Origin of the sequence: Psychrobacter sp. 72-O-c (assembly GCF_904846605.1) — a bacterium.
Taxonomy (GTDB): Bacteria; Pseudomonadota; Gammaproteobacteria; order Pseudomonadales; family Moraxellaceae; genus Psychrobacter.
Map to the genome: position 1 here is coordinate 1 of NZ_CAJHBI010000050.1, position 16,381 is coordinate 16,381.

Below are 16,381 nucleotides of genomic sequence, written 5' to 3' on the forward strand. Positions count from 1 at the left end.
CAGTATAATTCGGTTAGGTTATCCATGTAAGAAGTCCTTTTTGCTGTCGTTTGTCTTGGTAAACTTACTTTAGCGTATTAGGACTTCTTTTTTTATCTTTTTCTTCGCTTATCCCGAACTGAGGTTATTATAAATAATTTATCCTAATTATAATCGATAGCCTGCATTAGAATGACAGTTACTTTTCACATTAGGTCATGGTTATGATAAAATATGCCACCCATAATGGCCTTGTGCCGCTATGTTTTACATCTCTGTTTTACAATTCTGGATTTTGCTTATGAGTGTTTCTGTATTTGACCCCCGTATTGAGACTGCACCCAACACGTCTGCTGTCAATGCACTCGTAGCGCCTCCTTTAGAACCAGCATCAGCGGAAGCGCCAGTATCAATGACCAAAAAAGTCTTTATCACCACCCAAGGCTGTCAGATGAATGTTTATGATTCTAGCAAGATGCTGGACGTGCTGGGCGACTCGCACGGTATGGAAGTAACCCATAATATTGATGAAGCCGATGTGCTGCTAATGAATACTTGCTCAATCCGCGAAAAAGCACAAGAAAAAGTATTCTCAGAATTAGGCCGCTGGCGCAAACTAAAAGAAAAACGCCCTGATTTGGTCATCGGGGTCGGCGGTTGCGTGGCCTCGCAAGAAGGCGATAATATCCAGAAGCGTGCGCCCTATGTCGATATGGTATTTGGACCACAAACCTTACACCGCCTACCTGAGCTGTATGATCAATCAAACGAGCAGCGTGATATTGCGCCTAAGAATCGTATTGGTACGATTGATATATCATTCCCTAGTATTGAGAAGTTTGATTTCTTACCGGAACCCAGAGTTGAAGGTTACAAAGCCTTTGTTTCTATCATGGAAGGCTGCTCAAAATATTGCTCATTTTGCGTGGTACCTTATACACGCGGTGAAGAGTTATCACGTCCACTTGATGATGTATTGGCCGAAATTGACAGTCTAGCTGCCCAAGGTATTCGCGAGATTAACCTGTTGGGTCAAAACGTCAATGGCTATCGCGGCGAAAAAGACGATAGCAGTATTTGCCGCTTTGCCGAGCTACTGCATTATGTGTCACACGTGGACGGCATTGAGCGTATTCGTTATACCACCAGCCATCCGCTAGAATTCACTGACGATATCATTGATGCTTACGCTCAACTGCCACAACTGGTATCACATTTACATCTGCCAGTACAAAGTGGTTCAAATGCGATATTGGCTGCGATGAAACGCAACCATACTATTGACGTTTACATCAATCAAATTAACAAACTTAGAACCATCCGCCCTGATATTTATTTGTCGAGTGACTTTATCATTGGCTTTCCTGGTGAGACTGATGAAGACTACCAACAGACGCTGCAACTGGCAAAAGACTTAGACTTTGATCACTCTTATAGCTTTATTTACTCTAAGCGTCCCGGCACGCCAGCAGCAGAGCTGCCCGATGATGTCAGCTTTATTACTAAAAAACAGCGCTTAGCTGAGTTCCAAAAGGTCATTATAGACTCTACTCTACAGAAATCTCATGACATGGTTGGTACGACAGCACGAGTATTAGTCGAGCAAGTGGCCAATCGCCATCCTGATTGCTTAATTGGTACCGCAGATAATACACGTACCGTGATGTTTGAATACGACCCTGAAAAGATGGATGAGCTATTGGGTAAAATCGTTAGCGTCCGTATCACCAATTTTGTCAGCCCCCATATGGTGAAAGGTGAGCTTCTAGATATATTGGCTTAGGTTGGTTTACACTTAATTAAACGTGTGTTGTCGCTAAAACTATAAAAAAGCTGCTAAGACTTTGCTCTTAGCAGCTTTTTTATCTATTATCTTTCCGTATTTGCAAAAGTTTAGGGTTAATAACTGTTCCTAAGCAAAGCTCAAACCCTCAAATATCCACTCAAGCTATAAACCCACTCACAACATCGACCAATAAGGCGGCGGCAATTAGAATAAATATCACCCCACAACCCCGATTGAGCCACGCCAAGCGCTCACCGACATCTAACCATCCCGCTAGCTTTTTGCCACCAAGGGTATAGATAAGCTGCCATGTCGTCTCACTTAAAAACAGTCCTAAAGTTAGTAGGATATACTGTGGCCATAGTGGCGCACTAAAATTAATGAATTTAGGAAAAAAGGCGGCAAAAAATAAAATTGCCTTCGGATTAGATAGTGATACCCACATACCTGTTCGAAATAGTACCCAATCACTGGGAACTGCTTTGACTGCGGCACTAGATAACGAGCGCGGTGAAGGGGTATCAGACTTACCAGAGTTCACTGTCAGCTCAACGTTAACCTCTGCACTCATGGCACTGGCATCGTCCATCAAACTGCTATTGTCTGCCGCATCGCGCCATGAGCTGATACCCAAATACACTAGATACAACGCCCCGACAGTCTTAATAACAGTCAGCAGCCACGGTGACTGCCGACTGATGACATCCAGACCCAGTAGCGTAGAAAGTAGCAGGATAAACAAACCTAGGCTCAGCCCAGCAAGCGTCCATAGCGTGCGCTTGACCCCGTAGTTCAAACCATATTGAAACGCCAGCAACATATTTGGGCCAGGGGTTGCTGAAATAAAGAACGTACTTGCAAAAAATACTGCCAACAGATGCCAAGACATCAACCAACCCCTAGGTTATCATTTGAGAACATTTAATTTAAAACCGTGCTACTTGATCTAGAACCGTACTACGGCAAACACTTTGGTTATAAAAAGTAAACACCGCCATGAAGACGGTGTTTTTAATTTCTAATAAGCATGTAATTTAATCAATCTTATACATCATTCAATCCTACATAAACCTTGTCTCAAATGCAATTTAGCAGAAATAAACCAGCGCATATAACCGCATGCAATAACCGAATCAAAATCTAATTAACAGCAGCTTTGTAATAAACGCTGTAAGAAGCCATCACAGCGCTCAATCTCGCTCAACTCCACATACTCATCTGCTTTATGCGCTTGCTCAATGCTGCCAGGACCACAAATAATTGTTGGAATATCCGCATTGGTAAACTGACCGCCTTCGGTCGCATAGGCAACCTTATGACGCTTATTGTCTGCCACGAGCGCTCCTATCAGCTGCTGTAGCTCAGCGCTGTCATCATCAGTCATCGCTGGCACCCCTACTTCTTGAAGTAGCTCAATACCGGTCTCAGGCGAACGCGCTTGCATCTGCGCGGTTAGCTCAGCAACTTTAGCTTGAATAGGCGCTAAGATATCGTCTTGGGTCATGTGCGGCAAATTACGATAATCAAAGGTAAACTCACAAAAATTTGGTACAATATTGGTCGCAGTACCTCCTTGTATTGTGCCTACTGATAAAGTTGAATACGGCACATCGAACAGGGCATCGTTATCGTTGCGGTCGCTTAACTCTTCAGCTAAAGTATCGACATAGCCGACTAGGCGGCTGGCATAACTGATGGCATTAACACCTTGCGCAATCAATGACGAATGCGCCGACTTACCATGCACGCGGCAACGATATACGGCGATGCCTTTGTGTGCCACTACCATAGTCATATTAGTCGGTTCACCAACGATACAATACTCTGGTGTGATACCACGCGCCTTTAGGTCTGCTAATATTAATGGTGCACCTAAGCAGCCGACTTCTTCGTCAAACGATAATGCCAAATGTAGCGGACGACGCAACTGACCATTTTTAGACAACAGGGCTGCCTGTGGCAACAGACTTAGCGCGCAAGCAATAAAGCCTTTCATATCGCAAGCGCCACGCCCGTATAGCCGAGTCTCACGGATCGTAGCAGTAAATGGCTCAGACGTCCATTCTTGACCATCGACTGGCACCACATCGGTATGACCTGACAGCACTAAGCCGCCATTAACTATTTCAGCGTTTTCTCCTGCTGGAACCGTGACAAATAAATTTGCTTTATTTTTTGCCTCATTAAAGGTCACTGCTACTGTCAACCCTAGCTGCTCACAATAAGCCTGAACGTCGTCAATTAACGCTAAATTTGAATGTCGACTGACGGTATCAAAACCAATTAACCGTGTGATCCAGTCGATACTTTGCTCGGGATAAGACGTGATGCATTTGGGTTGATTATCGCTATTTTTGAAAGCCATAGAACATCCTTATTGAGTAAAAGTAGCGTTAAGATTGCGGTCATTAATCTTTTTGATGCAAACGCTTATGCAATTGCTTAATTTCATCATCTAAGCCTGCAATCGGGCCTTCGACTGGCACGTTAGGCGCTACTTCTTGAATTGACAAACTGTTAATAGGAGAAGACGATTCTACGTCCAGCTCTTTCATCCACTCGCCCAACTGTTTTGAGGAGCTGATATAGACAATTCGACCAAGACCTGCCCAAGCATGAGCCGCTGAGCACATCGCACAATGCTCGCCTGAGGTATAAACCATAGCTTTGGCACGCGCTTCTGGAGTCATATTCTTTGCTGCCCAACGTGCGACCGCAATCTCAGGATGATAAGTCGCATCGACCGTATTATCACGGTTGCGATCTTCATGTAGTACCTTGCCATCGGCATCTACCAGTACGCTACCAAACGGCTGATCACCAGCGGCTAAAGCTTCAGCGGCCAGCTCAACACAGCGGCGCAAATGTTGCATATCAGTATCAGTTATCATTACTCTACTCTCCCTGTTGTTTTATTTTTATACAATTTTATTTCTAATGTTTTATCTCTAATATGGAATTCTTGCTTTTATATAAAACCATTAATACGATGCAATAATTCGTTTAATGAAACATCAGTCTAAACGCTAAACACAACGCTCGCAACACGGTACCCAGAGGCATAATGTTGCGAGCGGCATAAAGCATCATAAATACTGTTTAAAAAGGTTAGGGCGTGTTGAATATTCACAAATAAGCACTGCTGATAGCTAAAACTGTTCCAGACAAGAGGCAAATTGACGATAATGCAGATGCCTTAGCTAGATTTGCAACACAGTATGGGGCAGTTTTAGCATCAGCCCTGAGGATGGAGTAAGCAAAGCACTGCTTTGCCCGTCCGCAAGACAAGAGCTATGCTCGCAGTTGGGACAGGACTCTTTTTTGCCGCTACTTTGCCAAAACTATCCGCTTAGAATGACTAAACTAGATATTTTTGACCTTGAATCGACTAAAAAATAGTCGCTGTCAGTGCTATGGTCGAATGTTCAACACGCCCTCATGTATAATCAGCCTCTTTCAATCATTCTGACTACGACATTTTGACTATGAGGGGTTATTTTGATTCATCACATCAACCACTGGTGGCATGGGTTTTGGCATTTTGCCTTGCGCTTGACGTTCTTTGGTGGTTTTTGCGTCCATTTTTAGCCCTGAAATCAATGCTAAATCTTTGACATGTTTACGCTGACGAGTAGCGAAACTAACGGGTACCATCCGTGCAAACTCATAAATATAAAGATAAGACTCTTCACCGCCTTCAAAATCCTCATCATCTTCGAGACGGATAGCACCAATCTTGGCTAAATCCATAAGCATCTCGTTTTCTTCAGCAGTCAAACCACAATCTGTGATGCCAAAGCCAGTCATAAAGCCGTTAGCCCACTGTTTCAATGCCATCACACGCTCGTATAAGTCGTGTTCGTCATCTGGTATCAGCGGCATAAATGAATAGGCGTCCTCTTTATCTTTTAGCTGAAACACCGTATCTTCGGCCTCTTCAGCCAACAATGTGAGCCCAGCCTCCGGTAGTGGCGCAAAGCTGAGTTCATCAAAAACCGTCGCCCAGCCTTGCTCATCAGGGGGATTACAGGCGGTCATAAGGCCGGTCATCAAGCCGTGCACCTCACTAATAGACACATCAGTCCACTCATCAAACGCCTCAGCCCATGTGTTCCAGCCAGAGATATTATCATTCATAAAGGTTATCCTAGTAGTTAATTAATGGTTGTTGATTAAAGCTTATTAATTAGTGGTAGTGGTAGTCGTAGCCCTACGATATAGGCAGCACTACCATTAATAAAAGTAAAAAAAAGAAGCACAATACGTGCAATTACTTTGTTGATATAGATATTATGCGGTCACCTATGGCATTATTAAACGTACAGACCAAAATTCATTCACGCTCACTGGTTAAGGATAAAAACTGACTATGTATGATCAACTTAAATTATTAGAAAAAATGATACTCGACATTAAGAAGCAGTATCAGCTTGTCAGTGCTGAACTAAGCAACCTCAAACAACAACCCAATACTGATCCAAAAGAATTGTCCGCGCTTAAGACCAAGCTTGATAGCAGTTATACCGAGCGTGATAGCGCTAAAAAACAGCTGGGCGATCTCGACAAGCGCTATCAAAGCCTGGCCGAAGCGCATCATATGATTGGAGAAGAACAAGATAAATTACAAAAGCAGCTGATCGACTTGCAACAACAAAACAGTGAGCTACAGCAGCACAATAAAGATCTTCAACAGCAAAGCGGTGAGACGCAACAACAGAACAGCGATCTCAAGCAGCAAATCAGCGAGGTCAAACAACAGAACAATGACCTACAAGAAAAAAATCAGTTGGCAGCCGAGCGCACACAAGTGGTGTTAAAACGATTAACACATATTGATCAAATAGAAGGCTGATGCACGATTGCCGAAGGTTTGCCGAAGGATTGCCGAAGGATGAATAGCACCTTTGTCTCTCAAAAAATGAGTTTATACTTTTAGCGCTTTGCTTATTTACCTTAATTAATTATTCACTTTCATGACGATACTTTGTAGGACTTATTATGACCGATAACACTAGCAACACTGATCAAAAATCGCCACTCGAAAACAAAAAAGCGTCCGCGCCCACGGATCAAACTAAGCGCCCCCTGCCCCAAAATGTCACCCCCAATAAAATAAACGCTGAACAAGCAACAACGGGTAGCAGCACACCAGCTACTAAAACTCCTGAACCACAAATGAAAAAAGTTGATATTGCCATTGCTGGGATAACCTATGCAATTTTCTGTCCTATTAATGAAGAAGAGGAACTACGCTCAGCCGTCTATTACATTAATAACTTTGTTCTGGATATCAAAAGAGAAGCGCCAAATTTAGGCCAAGAAAATCTACTGGTATTATGCTGCTTAAACTTATATGAAAAAATAAATGCTCATAAAAAGACCAATGAAGATCAGCGTCATGAGAGCAAGCAAGCTGATGCCTTATTAAGCAAAATCATGAAAGATGCACAGTCTGTTTTATAAGCTTAGATAAAAACCTTGGTTTAAACTTAGTAGTTTAAACCTCTTACGAGTATTTCTTACCGGCATGAAAGTCAGCTTGATGCTCGTAATTGCAAAAGAATAGCTCGTTGCTAGCATTATTGTTAGCGTCATTGCTACTTTTATTGTCGCCATCAAGGGTAGTATCTGTCGCTGCGGTGGGTTTGTTCTCAACAACACCGCGATACTCAGCTAAGCTATGACCACAAAAATTGCAATTACGCAGAGTAGTCACGTCGCCTTCCTGCGGCATCATGCTTTTCGGCGCTCGTGGATACATGAACTTATAAAACCCCCACATCGAAATCCAAACTATAATTATAATAATGATAATGGCAGCCACGGCAGTGCTCCTTCGAGTAATAGTGATTGAACTATAAGTAATAGATATTATATAAAGTCTACTGTAAATTGTGCCCTTAGCACAATCATTGGGCTATTTAATTACTAGCAAGCTTAACAAACTTTGTTATTTATGAATCATATTTGCACAAAAAAACTGGCTTAGCATGGCCAGTTTTTTTGTGTTCAAAGTAATAGCTATTTATTTATAAAAATACGATTACAACTGTAGCTCACTAATATCAGCAACCGTCAAGAATAGAGCGCGTAGCTGTTTTAATAACGCTAAACGGTTATTTTTAAGCGCGGCATCGTCACTATTCACCATGACACTATCAAAGAATTGCGTTAATGGCTCATCTAAGCTGGCCAAGGTTTGCAAGACTTGCGTATAATTGGCTTTTTCAAGTAATGGCGTGACGTCCGTCTGTGCTTGGCGAACAGCACTATATAACGCTTGTTCAGCAGACTCAGACAGTAGCGACTCGTCGACGCTATCAGCAACTTCGCCCTCAGATTTGGCTAAAATATTCGCCACGCGCTTATTAGAGTCCGCAAGCTGTTCTGCTTGTGGCAACTCACTAAACGCTTGCACCGCACGAATACGCTGATCAAAGTCCAATGGCATATGTGGATTAATCGCTTGTACCGCCTGAATGGTATCAACGCTGACGCCTTGCTCAGTGTACATCGCGCGATAGCGTGAATTTAAGAACGCCATTACTTTGGTGAAGGTATCGCCCATCTTACTGATTTTGCTGCCTTCAGCGCTAATGTAATTCTTTATTGCTTGCTCAACTAAGGCCACTAAGTTGATCGGTAGCTCCTTTTCAATCAAAATACGCAAGATACCAATGGCTGAGCGGCGTAAGCTGAACGGATCTTTTGAGCCAGTAGGTGCTTGGTCTATGGCAAAAATACCCACCAAAGTATCTAGTCGATCTGCGAGTGCCAGGCATATTCCGATCGGCGTTTTCGGCAGCACATCGCCACTGAATTTGGGTAGATATTGCTCTTCCAAGCTAGCAGAAACTGCTTCAGGCTCATTATTAAGACGCGCATAATACGTGCCAGCGATACCTTGCAATTCAGGATATTCACCAACTAGAGAGCTTGCCAAATCCGCTTTAGATAGCATAGCAGCACGAGCAGTCTCATCAATATCAATCTGCTGTCCTTGCTGATGTAGTAATGCAGCGATAAAGGCAGAAAGCTTGGCGATACGCTCAGACTTCTCCCAAATCGTACCCAATTGTTCTTGGAACACACGAGTTTTTAGGCTTTCAGTTAACGCAAATAAAGGCTGCTTTTGATCTTGTAAGAAGAAGAACTCAGCATCGGCCAAACGCGGACGAACGACCTTTTCATTGCCTTCAATAATTTGATTGGGGTCTTTAGATTCAATATTAGTGATAAAAATAAAATATGGCTGCAGTTTACCGTTTTTATCTGTGAGACAAAAGTACTTTTGATCCGCTTGCATGGTTGAGATAAGCGCTTCTTGCGGTACTTGTAAAAAGCGCGGCTCGAAGCTTGCTCGTAGGGCAATCGGAAAATCAACCAACGCAGTGACTTCATCTAATAAGTCTTGTGGCACAATCGCATCAGCATTGACTTCGTCTGACAGTGCTTTGACTTGGTTTTTGATGAGCATTTGACGCTTATCAAAATCAGCGATGACTTTTAAACCATCTAGCATCTGTGCATAGTCATTAGCATGATTGATAGTATGGTAGTCCGGACTATGAAAGCGATGTCCACGTGTCTGCTGGCCTGTCTGATGACCTTGAATAACACCATCGATGACTGTGTCGTCTTGCATTAATACTACCCACTGAACAGGACGCACAAACTCATCTCGGCTCGCACCGGAACGCATACGCTTAGCAATTGGTAGGTTATCGAGAGCCGTTTGGAAGATAGCAGGTAGCAACTCAGCGGTCGCCTTACCATGAACGGTTTGCTCATAGCCGACATAATCGCCTTTGTCGGTATTAAGAGTAATCAGCTGACTCGCTTCAATACCCAACCCTTTAGCAAAACCCATTGCAGCACGAGAAGGATTACCTTCAGCATCGAAGGCAGCTTTAATCGCAGGGCCACGTTTTTGCTCGGCGCGATCTGGCTGCTTATCAGCAATACCTTGAATCTGTAATGCCAAACGGCGCGGCGCAGCAAAGGCTTTCATACTATCAAAGCTGATATCAGCTTCAATTAATTGTGCGGTGACGCTAGTTTGCAAGGCGTCACGTAAGGTTTTTAGACTCTTTGGGGGCAACTCTTCACACCCCAGTTCAAATAAAATGCTACTCATGGGATGCTCCTATTTATCGTTGTTGTTTTTGACGGTTTTGATGGTTTTGTTCTCGACAGAGTTACCTTTATCAACAGCGCTATCGGTTGCTACTTCACTATCTTCTTTAGGCAAATACTTATCCAAAGCTGCTTGGCGATGGTCGTCATCTGCCAATGGGAAGCCCAATTTTGCTCGCGCTTCAACGTAACCTAAGGCAACCTTTCGCGCCAATGTACGAACCCGCAGAATAAAGCGCTGACGCTCCGTGACTGAGATTGCACCGCGAGCATCTAGCAAGTTAAAGGCATGTGAAGCTTTTAATACCATCTCATACGCTGGTAACGGCAGTCCGGCATCAACCAATTTATCCGCTTGCTGCTCGTAGAAATCAAACAGCTCGCCCATCTTAGGTACATCAGCGTGTTCAAAATTATAGGTGGACTGCTCTACTTCGTTCTGATGGAACACGTCGCCATAGGTCACACGGCCGAATTCGCCATCCGCCCACACTAAGTCATAAACGCTGTCTACGCCTTGCACATACATGGCTAGACGCTCAAGACCGTAAGTAATCTCACCCGTGACTGGGAAGCACTCAATGCCGCCCACTTGCTGGAAGTAAGTGAACTGGGTGACTTCCATACCATTCAGCCAAATCTCCCAACCAAGACCCCACGCGCCTAGCGTTGGCGACTCCCAGTTGTCTTCAACGAAACGCACATCATGCACTAAGGTATCAATACCAATCGCTTTCAATGAGCCTAAATATAGCTCTTGAATGTTAGGTGGGTTGGGCTTGAGTACCACTTGAAACTGATAATAATGTTGTAAACGGTTGGGGTTATCGCCATAGCGACCATCGGTTGGACGGCGTGACGGCTGCACATAAGCAGCATTCCAACGTTCAGGGCCTAGAGAGCGCAAGAAAGTAGCGGTATGAAAAGTACCCGCGCCCACTTCCATATCATAAGGCTGTAATATCACGCAGCCCTTATCCGCCCAGTAATTTTGTAAGGTTAAAATTAAATCTTGGAAAGTCATCGGTTCAGAATTCATAGCTTGGGAAGTCATAAGAAAATCACTGTGGAATTAGTATTATTAGACATAACTTGATAGCGTTCAGGCGCAACGTTCGTATAGCACATTTTGGCTACATAGGTATTTACTTGCTCACCTTACTAAAAAACAGCTATTTTATCTATATTTACAGCAACTAAATTTATATCGCCGTTAGAGAGTATTTAAAATAACTAATGATAGATGCTTATAAACCTAAAGTAGAACCTAAGAAAAACCTCAAGCAACAAAAAAAAATACCCAGATGAGTTAACATCTGGGCAGGAGGAAAAGTATATCTCGGTATCCTGTTTAGACAGGCTTTTTGTTTTTTATGAGCCATTATTTTTCTATAAAGCTTTCTTTTTTTAACTTAGACTTTTACTTTCTTTGTCGAACTTAACTTTTATTAAATATTTACTGGTAAGACTGACTGGTAGCCTTTGGCATAATAATCCATAAAATAATATAGATAAGAATACCTGGTACCGCTGCACTTAACACAGATACAGCCACAAATAAGAGTCGCACCCACATCGGTGACCAACCTACATATTCTGCGATACCGCCCATCACACCTGCTATCATGCGATTATTCTTTGAGCGATGTAATTTTGCTAATTTAGCCAAACCTTATACCTCTCTATTTAGTTATTCTATTCAAAATTTATTAGACTTATTTTTTAGATCTTTCGTTGACGCTTTAGTTATTTATTACTGTTGTTAACTTATAAATAATTATAGCAACTATTGATCACTTATCTGTAGTCAGTGTAGGCGTGCTTTGTGAGTTTATGCTACCTAAGCTTACCCTAATCTGTCATTAACGCCTGTAACTAGCTGATTTTAAATAGTTATTTCAAAATGTTTCGAGATTGACTTTGTTGCGCCCACCTTTCCGCTATTTAACCAAGACTTCTTTAGATTATTGTATTGAACATCAAGACCTTGTCGTCATCGTCTATAAAAAAGACTATTATTCTTGATTATAGTTATTCTTTAATTTATGCAATGCCAAATAGAAAATATCGAACAATCTAAAGCTGAAGGATATAAGCTCAGCATTCAGTATAAATAGCCTTCATTTTTGTGAATAGAAAGATAAAATAATGCTCTACAGAAAAATAATGCTCTATAAAATAGTCGGCTTCACGATAAAAGAACGGCTTTATTTACATCTGTTCATCACAACAAAGCGCCTGTTTACAATAACCTACCTGTAACTGGGCGCAAACCTTTATACCATGCTGATAAATAAATAATAGATAAATACAGAGTGATATAGGGATTATTATGTATGATACTGGCTTAATGATTGGGCATTTTGAACCACTACATCTAGGACAAATGCGCAGTATATTGGATGCTGCCGGGCAAGCGAAGACTTTGCATATTGTCATCACGACTCATCCTTCACCGCACCCCAATTTTGCCATTACCTTGCAAGATAAAGCGCGATGGCTACAGATGGCTTGTTCGGAAATGCCTTTTATTCATATTCATACTAGTAATGAAATCGAGCTACCCTTACATGAGAGCTTCGATGACGTTGCTATAGATGTAGTCGCTAGTAATGCCAAACTGCAACGCTTAATTGATGCGCTAAGCGTGCCAGCAGAGACCGTATTGTTCGTTGCGGAAAATCATCCGTTGGCGCAGAGCAAAACTCTAGAGCAGCTGTTGATGACCGTGGTAACTACACCATTACAGCCTGAGTTTGATTCTTATGCAATTGCTCATGATCCCGTTGCGCATTGGTCAGCTATCCATCCGCAAGCGCGCGGTGACTATACTAAAACAATTGCTATTGTGGGTGGTGAAAGCTCGGGCAAAACCACTTTGGTACATAAGCTGGCTAATTATTATGGCGCTAGCTTTGTGCTGGAGATGGGGCGGCTTTATGTGGGGACAAATTTAGGCGGTAGTGAGATTGGGCTACAGTATAGTGATTATGCACCGATTGCTCTTAATCACGCTCAAGCGATACGCGAGGCCGCTGCCACCGCAACCTCACCGGTAACTATTATCGATACTGACTTCGTCACCACGCAGGCGTTCTGTGAAGAGTATGAAGGTCGCACGCATCCTTTCGTTGGGGCTTGTATTGACGAGTTTCGCTTGGACCATACGATTATGCTGGATAATAATGTCCCGTGGGTTGCTGATGGCATGCGCTCATTGGGTAATATTGAGGCCCGCGGGCGCTTTGAGCAGCTATTATTAGATATCTTTACTCGTCATAACATTCAGCCGCACATGATTACTGAACTCGACTACGATGCACGTTATCAGCAATCTTTAGAATATATTGATTGGCATATTTACGGTAAAAAAATAAAAAACTCATAGTATCCGTCTTTAAAAATATAACTGTTTAAAAAAATAATTCAACAAAACTAAATTTATAATAATAATTTTTTATGTCATTAGATTAACTTGAGGAAAACAGCGTTATGCGCATTCAGTTATTGGATAATATCACTGGAAAATGGGCCATGCAATGGATTGTAACTTGGTTCATTTGCGGTGTTGTCGCCTTATCAGCAGGGTTTTGGCTAACTACCGAACATACTACTCTGGATATATTTTATTTAGGCGTTTCGTTTATTGGCTTAGTTTGCGTGGTATCGCTTTCATTTCGTAAAAATATTATGGGCAACGGTTTTGGTATGGCAGCGACCTCAGGTGAAGTCGTGGTACAAGCTACGGCAGGTTCTGTAGGTTTAATGCTCGCGCCGCTATTTAACTTTTTTACCCATGTCTATGGCCTTTTTTATTGGTCCAAGCATACCGACCCTGACGGTAACATGGTGCCTAAGTCTGCTAATAAATGGGTTTGGCTTATCACCGCAACTTTTATGGTCATTGGGTTAGCACTATTCCCAACAGTAAATGACCTGCTCGCCAGCTATGGCTATGCTGTCGTAGAAGATGATAACAGTAAATTTCTAGGATTCATTTCCTTCTTTTGGATTAACGTTATTGCCTTTGTACTTTCCATCACTGCTCAAGCCGCAATGATTTTGCGCTATTCATTTAACTGGTGGCTATGGATACTATCAAACTTCGTTTGGTTAACCGTAAATCTGATGTCCGGTAACTATATTTTTGCCATTCAAACTATGGTTTACCAAGTAAACTCTTTTGTTGGTCTATATGAATGGTACCGTAGTGAAAAAAATGCGCTAGAGGTTCAGGTATAAAGTTAGCGCTACAGATAAAGCGATAAACAGATATAAGATGTGGAAATATTGAAATATAGTCTGACAGAACAACAGGTTATGACTGTGCGGTTTACGAGATAGAATGGTAGATTGCTCTAAATAGTGCTACAACTAATAGTATAGGTTGTATTAATTCACTAGTTAATTCACTAACAAGGAGGTTAGTATGTCTCGTGTTCATCGTAAGGGAATGTCCAAACGCACACTCGAACAATGGCTGAGTGAGTATGCTGTCAGTCATCAAAACTTGATTAATAAGAAAATCCATTGGCTGTGCGTACCCGCTATCTTGACCAGTATTTTAGGTATGGGAATGTCACTATCGGTTTGGTTCACTCTAGTAGTGAGCGCCATGGTGATGCTGTTTTATATGCAACTCTCTACCCCGCTATTTTTGGCAATGGGGATGTTTATTCTTATTTGTATGGCAGTAATGACTGTGTTCCCATGGGGGTTCAAAGTCTGGGCAAGCGTATTTATTGTGGCTTGGATTGGGCAGTTTATTGGTCATAAAATTGAAGGTAAAAAACCCTCATTTTTTGAAGATTTACAGTTCTTATTGATTGGTCCAGCATGGGTTGTTAATAGCTTGATGAAAAATAAGCAACATAAAGAGCAAGCAACTTAAAAGTAGGCAACTTGAAAAATAAACAAACAAAAAGCGCGGCCCTGTCACAACAAGGTCGCGCTTTTATTTGCTCAAAAATAAACTGTTATGCATTAATCTAATATTTATTGATCAAGCGTTTGCACGCCACCACCATTAACAAACATAGTCTGACCACTCACCCACTCAGAAACTGGTGACGCAAAATACAGCATGGCACCGGCAATGTCATCGGCTTCACCCAAACGTTTGATAGGGGTATGGGCTAGCATTTCCTTTTCAATCTCTGGGGTCAAAACAGTTTTTAGCGCGTCAGTACGAGTAGCACCCGGACCAACTGCATTGACACGCACTTCAGGACCGAAGTCATGAGCTAAGTTTGCCACCATGTGGTTGACCGCTGCTTTTGAGCCAGCATAACCACTCATATTTGGATCCTTATTGATACTCGACATTGAAGTAGTAAACAAGATTGAACCATAGCCTGATTCTTTCATATACGGTACACACAATTGGCATAAACGCCAGCCACTGAACACATTCAGCTCAAAGTCACGGCGAATATCATCAACTGATATCTTAGATGGGTTTTCACGACCGCCGCCACCGCCTCCCGCATTGTTGATAAGGATGTTAATGCAGCCAAACTCTGATATGACTTTATCAACCATCGCTACTAAATCATCATCTTTTAAGATATTACATTCTACTGCTAATCCCTTAACACCATATTCTTCGATATCTTTGACCGCAGCTTTCGCATCATCCAATTTTAAATCAGCAATGACTATATTTGCTCCAGCTTGCGCTAAGCGCAGTGCTGTCGCTTTACCGATACCATTAGCACCACCAGTGACGATTGCTATTTTGCCCGATAAATCAAACAGCTCGTTAAATTCTTTATGTTTAAATGTTGGCATAAACACCTCTTATTATGACTGCTTTTTATGTTGATTACTTTTAGTTTTATAATTCTAAATTTAAGTGCACTTAACAAGTGTGCGTGGTCTGTCTCAATTTAATGAGACAAGTTAACTGTCTTTTGTAATTAGTTCTCGTAGATAATAACGGAAGTGTAATTATCTTGTTTTATGATTTTATTTGTAAAAATTAGACATAAAAAAAGCCTCACAATGAAGTGAGGCTTTAGTGCTTTTTCAAGCCATATTTGGAGCGGGAAAAGAGATTCGAACTCTCGACCCCAACCTTGGCAAGGTTATGCTCTACCACTGAGCTATTCCCGCTTAATCAAGTCGTACTGTGCTGCCATTAAGATACTATTAATAATAAATAGTAATATTGAACAACATCGTCTCGCTCGATAGGCTGGCTATTTTAGCAATTCTGCCGCTCCTGTCAACCTCTTTTTTTAATCTTTATCAGAATCGTCTCTAGATTAAGAATTTGTCTAACCCATTATTTAATGCATGACTTTGATTATATGACCAATTTTACTATTATTCACCCTTTGGATTCTTTTGTACTTATAGTAGGTTCTCTATAAATAAGATACAATCGTTTTAAAATAAGCAAAGTGGCAGAAGAATACATGACCTATTCAGCAGACTTTCGAGCGCAAGTGATTAAAAGTATCAAACAAAAGGACATGA

General features: G+C 41.9%; 15 protein-coding genes and 1 tRNA gene. 6 read left to right on the forward strand and 10 right to left on the reverse strand.

The genetic code is table 11. The annotated features are described in order from the left end of the window. The first annotated feature begins 280 nt into the window (after positions 1-280). Positions 281-1,762, forward strand: a complete 1,482-nt coding sequence (gene miaB / locus JMX97_RS13040; protein ID WP_201558795.1) for a tRNA (N6-isopentenyl adenosine(37)-C2)-methylthiotransferase MiaB — start codon at positions 281-283, stop codon at positions 1,760-1,762. Between the two features lie 160 nt (positions 1,763-1,922). Here the strand turns inward: miaB and JMX97_RS13045 are convergent, their stop codons facing one another. The 4 genes from JMX97_RS13045 to JMX97_RS13060 all read right to left on the reverse strand — a co-directional run bounded on the left by JMX97_RS13045 (position 1,923) and on the right by JMX97_RS13060 (position 5,902). Next, complete coding sequence (locus JMX97_RS13045) at positions 1,923-2,654, reverse strand: LysE family translocator (protein ID WP_201558796.1); 732 nt, start codon at positions 2,652-2,654, stop codon at positions 1,923-1,925. A 255-nt stretch (positions 2,655-2,909) separates the two neighbouring features. Then, positions 2,910-4,130, reverse strand: a complete 1,221-nt coding sequence (gene argE, locus JMX97_RS13050; RefSeq protein ID WP_201558797.1) for an acetylornithine deacetylase — start codon at positions 4,128-4,130, stop codon at positions 2,910-2,912. Between the two features lie 43 nt (positions 4,131-4,173). After that, positions 4,174-4,656, reverse strand: a complete 483-nt coding sequence (locus JMX97_RS13055) for a nucleoside deaminase (protein ID WP_201558798.1) — start codon at positions 4,654-4,656, stop codon at positions 4,174-4,176. 592 nt (positions 4,657-5,248) lie between these two features. Beyond that, entirely contained in the window at positions 5,249-5,902 is a 654-nt protein-coding gene (locus JMX97_RS13060; RefSeq protein ID WP_201558799.1) for a UPF0149 family protein, read from the reverse strand. Between the two features lie 232 nt (positions 5,903-6,134). Between JMX97_RS13060 and JMX97_RS13065 the strand changes: the two genes are divergently transcribed. Further along, positions 6,135-6,617: a hypothetical protein gene (locus JMX97_RS13065; RefSeq protein ID WP_201558800.1), complete on the forward strand. Its 483-nt coding sequence runs from the start codon at positions 6,135-6,137 to the stop codon at positions 6,615-6,617. A 146-nt stretch (positions 6,618-6,763) separates the two neighbouring features. Beyond that, complete coding sequence (gene zapA / locus JMX97_RS13070; protein ID WP_201558801.1) at positions 6,764-7,228, forward strand: cell division protein ZapA; 465 nt, start codon at positions 6,764-6,766, stop codon at positions 7,226-7,228. 43 nt (positions 7,229-7,271) lie between these two features. On the opposite strand, the gene JMX97_RS13075 is transcribed toward zapA, so the two are convergent. The 4 genes from JMX97_RS13075 to JMX97_RS13090 form a co-directional block, all read right to left on the reverse strand. After that, entirely contained in the window at positions 7,272-7,547 is a 276-nt protein-coding gene (locus JMX97_RS13075; RefSeq protein ID WP_201558815.1) for a hypothetical protein, read from the reverse strand. A gap of 261 nt (positions 7,548-7,808) precedes the next feature. Next, on the reverse strand, positions 7,809-9,902 hold the full coding sequence (gene glyS / locus JMX97_RS13080) for a glycine--tRNA ligase subunit beta (protein WP_201558803.1): 2,094 nt from the start codon (positions 9,900-9,902) through the stop codon (positions 7,809-7,811). A gap of 9 nt (positions 9,903-9,911) precedes the next feature. Beyond that, positions 9,912-10,925 (reverse strand): glycine--tRNA ligase subunit alpha, encoded by a 1,014-nt coding sequence (glyQ, locus tag JMX97_RS13085; protein WP_413786416.1) that lies wholly within the window; start codon positions 10,923-10,925, stop codon positions 9,912-9,914. Between the two features lie 432 nt (positions 10,926-11,357). Further along, positions 11,358-11,570 carry a PspC domain-containing protein gene (locus JMX97_RS13090; RefSeq protein WP_201558805.1) on the reverse strand — a complete coding sequence of 71 codons (213 nt, stop codon included), beginning with the start codon at positions 11,568-11,570 and terminating at the stop codon, positions 11,358-11,360. 663 nt (positions 11,571-12,233) lie between these two features. Here JMX97_RS13090 and nadR point away from each other — a divergent pair. The 3 genes from nadR to JMX97_RS13105 all read left to right on the forward strand — a co-directional run bounded on the left by nadR (position 12,234) and on the right by JMX97_RS13105 (position 14,792). After that, positions 12,234-13,289 carry a multifunctional transcriptional regulator/nicotinamide-nucleotide adenylyltransferase/ribosylnicotinamide kinase NadR gene (gene nadR / locus JMX97_RS13095; RefSeq protein ID WP_201558807.1) on the forward strand — a complete coding sequence of 352 codons (1,056 nt, stop codon included), beginning with the start codon at positions 12,234-12,236 and terminating at the stop codon, positions 13,287-13,289. Positions 13,290-13,393: 104 nt separating this feature from the next. Beyond that, positions 13,394-14,143: a nicotinamide riboside transporter PnuC gene (gene pnuC, locus JMX97_RS13100; protein WP_201558809.1), complete on the forward strand. Its 750-nt coding sequence runs from the start codon at positions 13,394-13,396 to the stop codon at positions 14,141-14,143. Positions 14,144-14,330: 187 nt separating this feature from the next. Next, positions 14,331-14,792, forward strand: coding sequence for a DUF962 domain-containing protein (locus tag JMX97_RS13105; protein WP_201558811.1), 462 nt, complete (start codon positions 14,331-14,333; stop codon positions 14,790-14,792). Between the two features lie 104 nt (positions 14,793-14,896). On the opposite strand, the gene JMX97_RS13110 is transcribed toward JMX97_RS13105, so the two are convergent. Together JMX97_RS13110 and JMX97_RS13115 are read right to left on the reverse strand one after the other, a co-directional pair. After that, positions 14,897-15,691, reverse strand: a complete 795-nt coding sequence (locus tag JMX97_RS13110; protein ID WP_201558813.1) for a glucose 1-dehydrogenase — start codon at positions 15,689-15,691, stop codon at positions 14,897-14,899. 249 nt (positions 15,692-15,940) lie between these two features. Further along, positions 15,941-16,015, reverse strand: a tRNA-Gly gene (locus JMX97_RS13115). Positions 16,016-16,381: the final 366 nt, after the last annotated feature.

Coding starts and splice junctions, on each gene's coding strand:
- miaB (WP_201558795.1), top strand. CDS start 281: ATGAGTGTTTCTGTATTTGACCCCCGTATTGAGACTGCACCCAACACG.
- JMX97_RS13045 (WP_201558796.1), bottom strand. CDS start 2,654: ATGTCTTGGCATCTGTTGGCAGTATTTTTTGCAAGTACGTTCTTTATT.
- argE (WP_201558797.1), bottom strand. CDS start 4,130: ATGGCTTTCAAAAATAGCGATAATCAACCCAAATGCATCACGTCTTAT.
- JMX97_RS13055 (WP_201558798.1), bottom strand. CDS start 4,656: ATGATAACTGATACTGATATGCAACATTTGCGCCGCTGTGTTGAGCTG.
- JMX97_RS13060 (WP_201558799.1), bottom strand. CDS start 5,902: ATGAATGATAATATCTCTGGCTGGAACACATGGGCTGAGGCGTTTGAT.
- JMX97_RS13065 (WP_201558800.1), top strand. CDS start 6,135: ATGTATGATCAACTTAAATTATTAGAAAAAATGATACTCGACATTAAG.
- zapA (WP_201558801.1), top strand. CDS start 6,764: ATGACCGATAACACTAGCAACACTGATCAAAAATCGCCACTCGAAAAC.
- JMX97_RS13075 (WP_201558815.1), bottom strand. CDS start 7,547: ATGTGGGGGTTTTATAAGTTCATGTATCCACGAGCGCCGAAAAGCATG.
- glyS (WP_201558803.1), bottom strand. CDS start 9,902: ATGAGTAGCATTTTATTTGAACTGGGGTGTGAAGAGTTGCCCCCAAAG.
- glyQ (WP_413786416.1), bottom strand. CDS start 10,925: ATGACTTTCCAAGATTTAATTTTAACCTTACAAAATTACTGGGCGGAT.
- nadR (WP_201558807.1), top strand. CDS start 12,234: ATGTATGATACTGGCTTAATGATTGGGCATTTTGAACCACTACATCTA.
- pnuC (WP_201558809.1), top strand. CDS start 13,394: ATGCGCATTCAGTTATTGGATAATATCACTGGAAAATGGGCCATGCAA.
- JMX97_RS13105 (WP_201558811.1), top strand. CDS start 14,331: ATGTCTCGTGTTCATCGTAAGGGAATGTCCAAACGCACACTCGAACAA.
- JMX97_RS13110 (WP_201558813.1), bottom strand. CDS start 15,691: ATGCCAACATTTAAACATAAAGAATTTAACGAGCTGTTTGATTTATCG.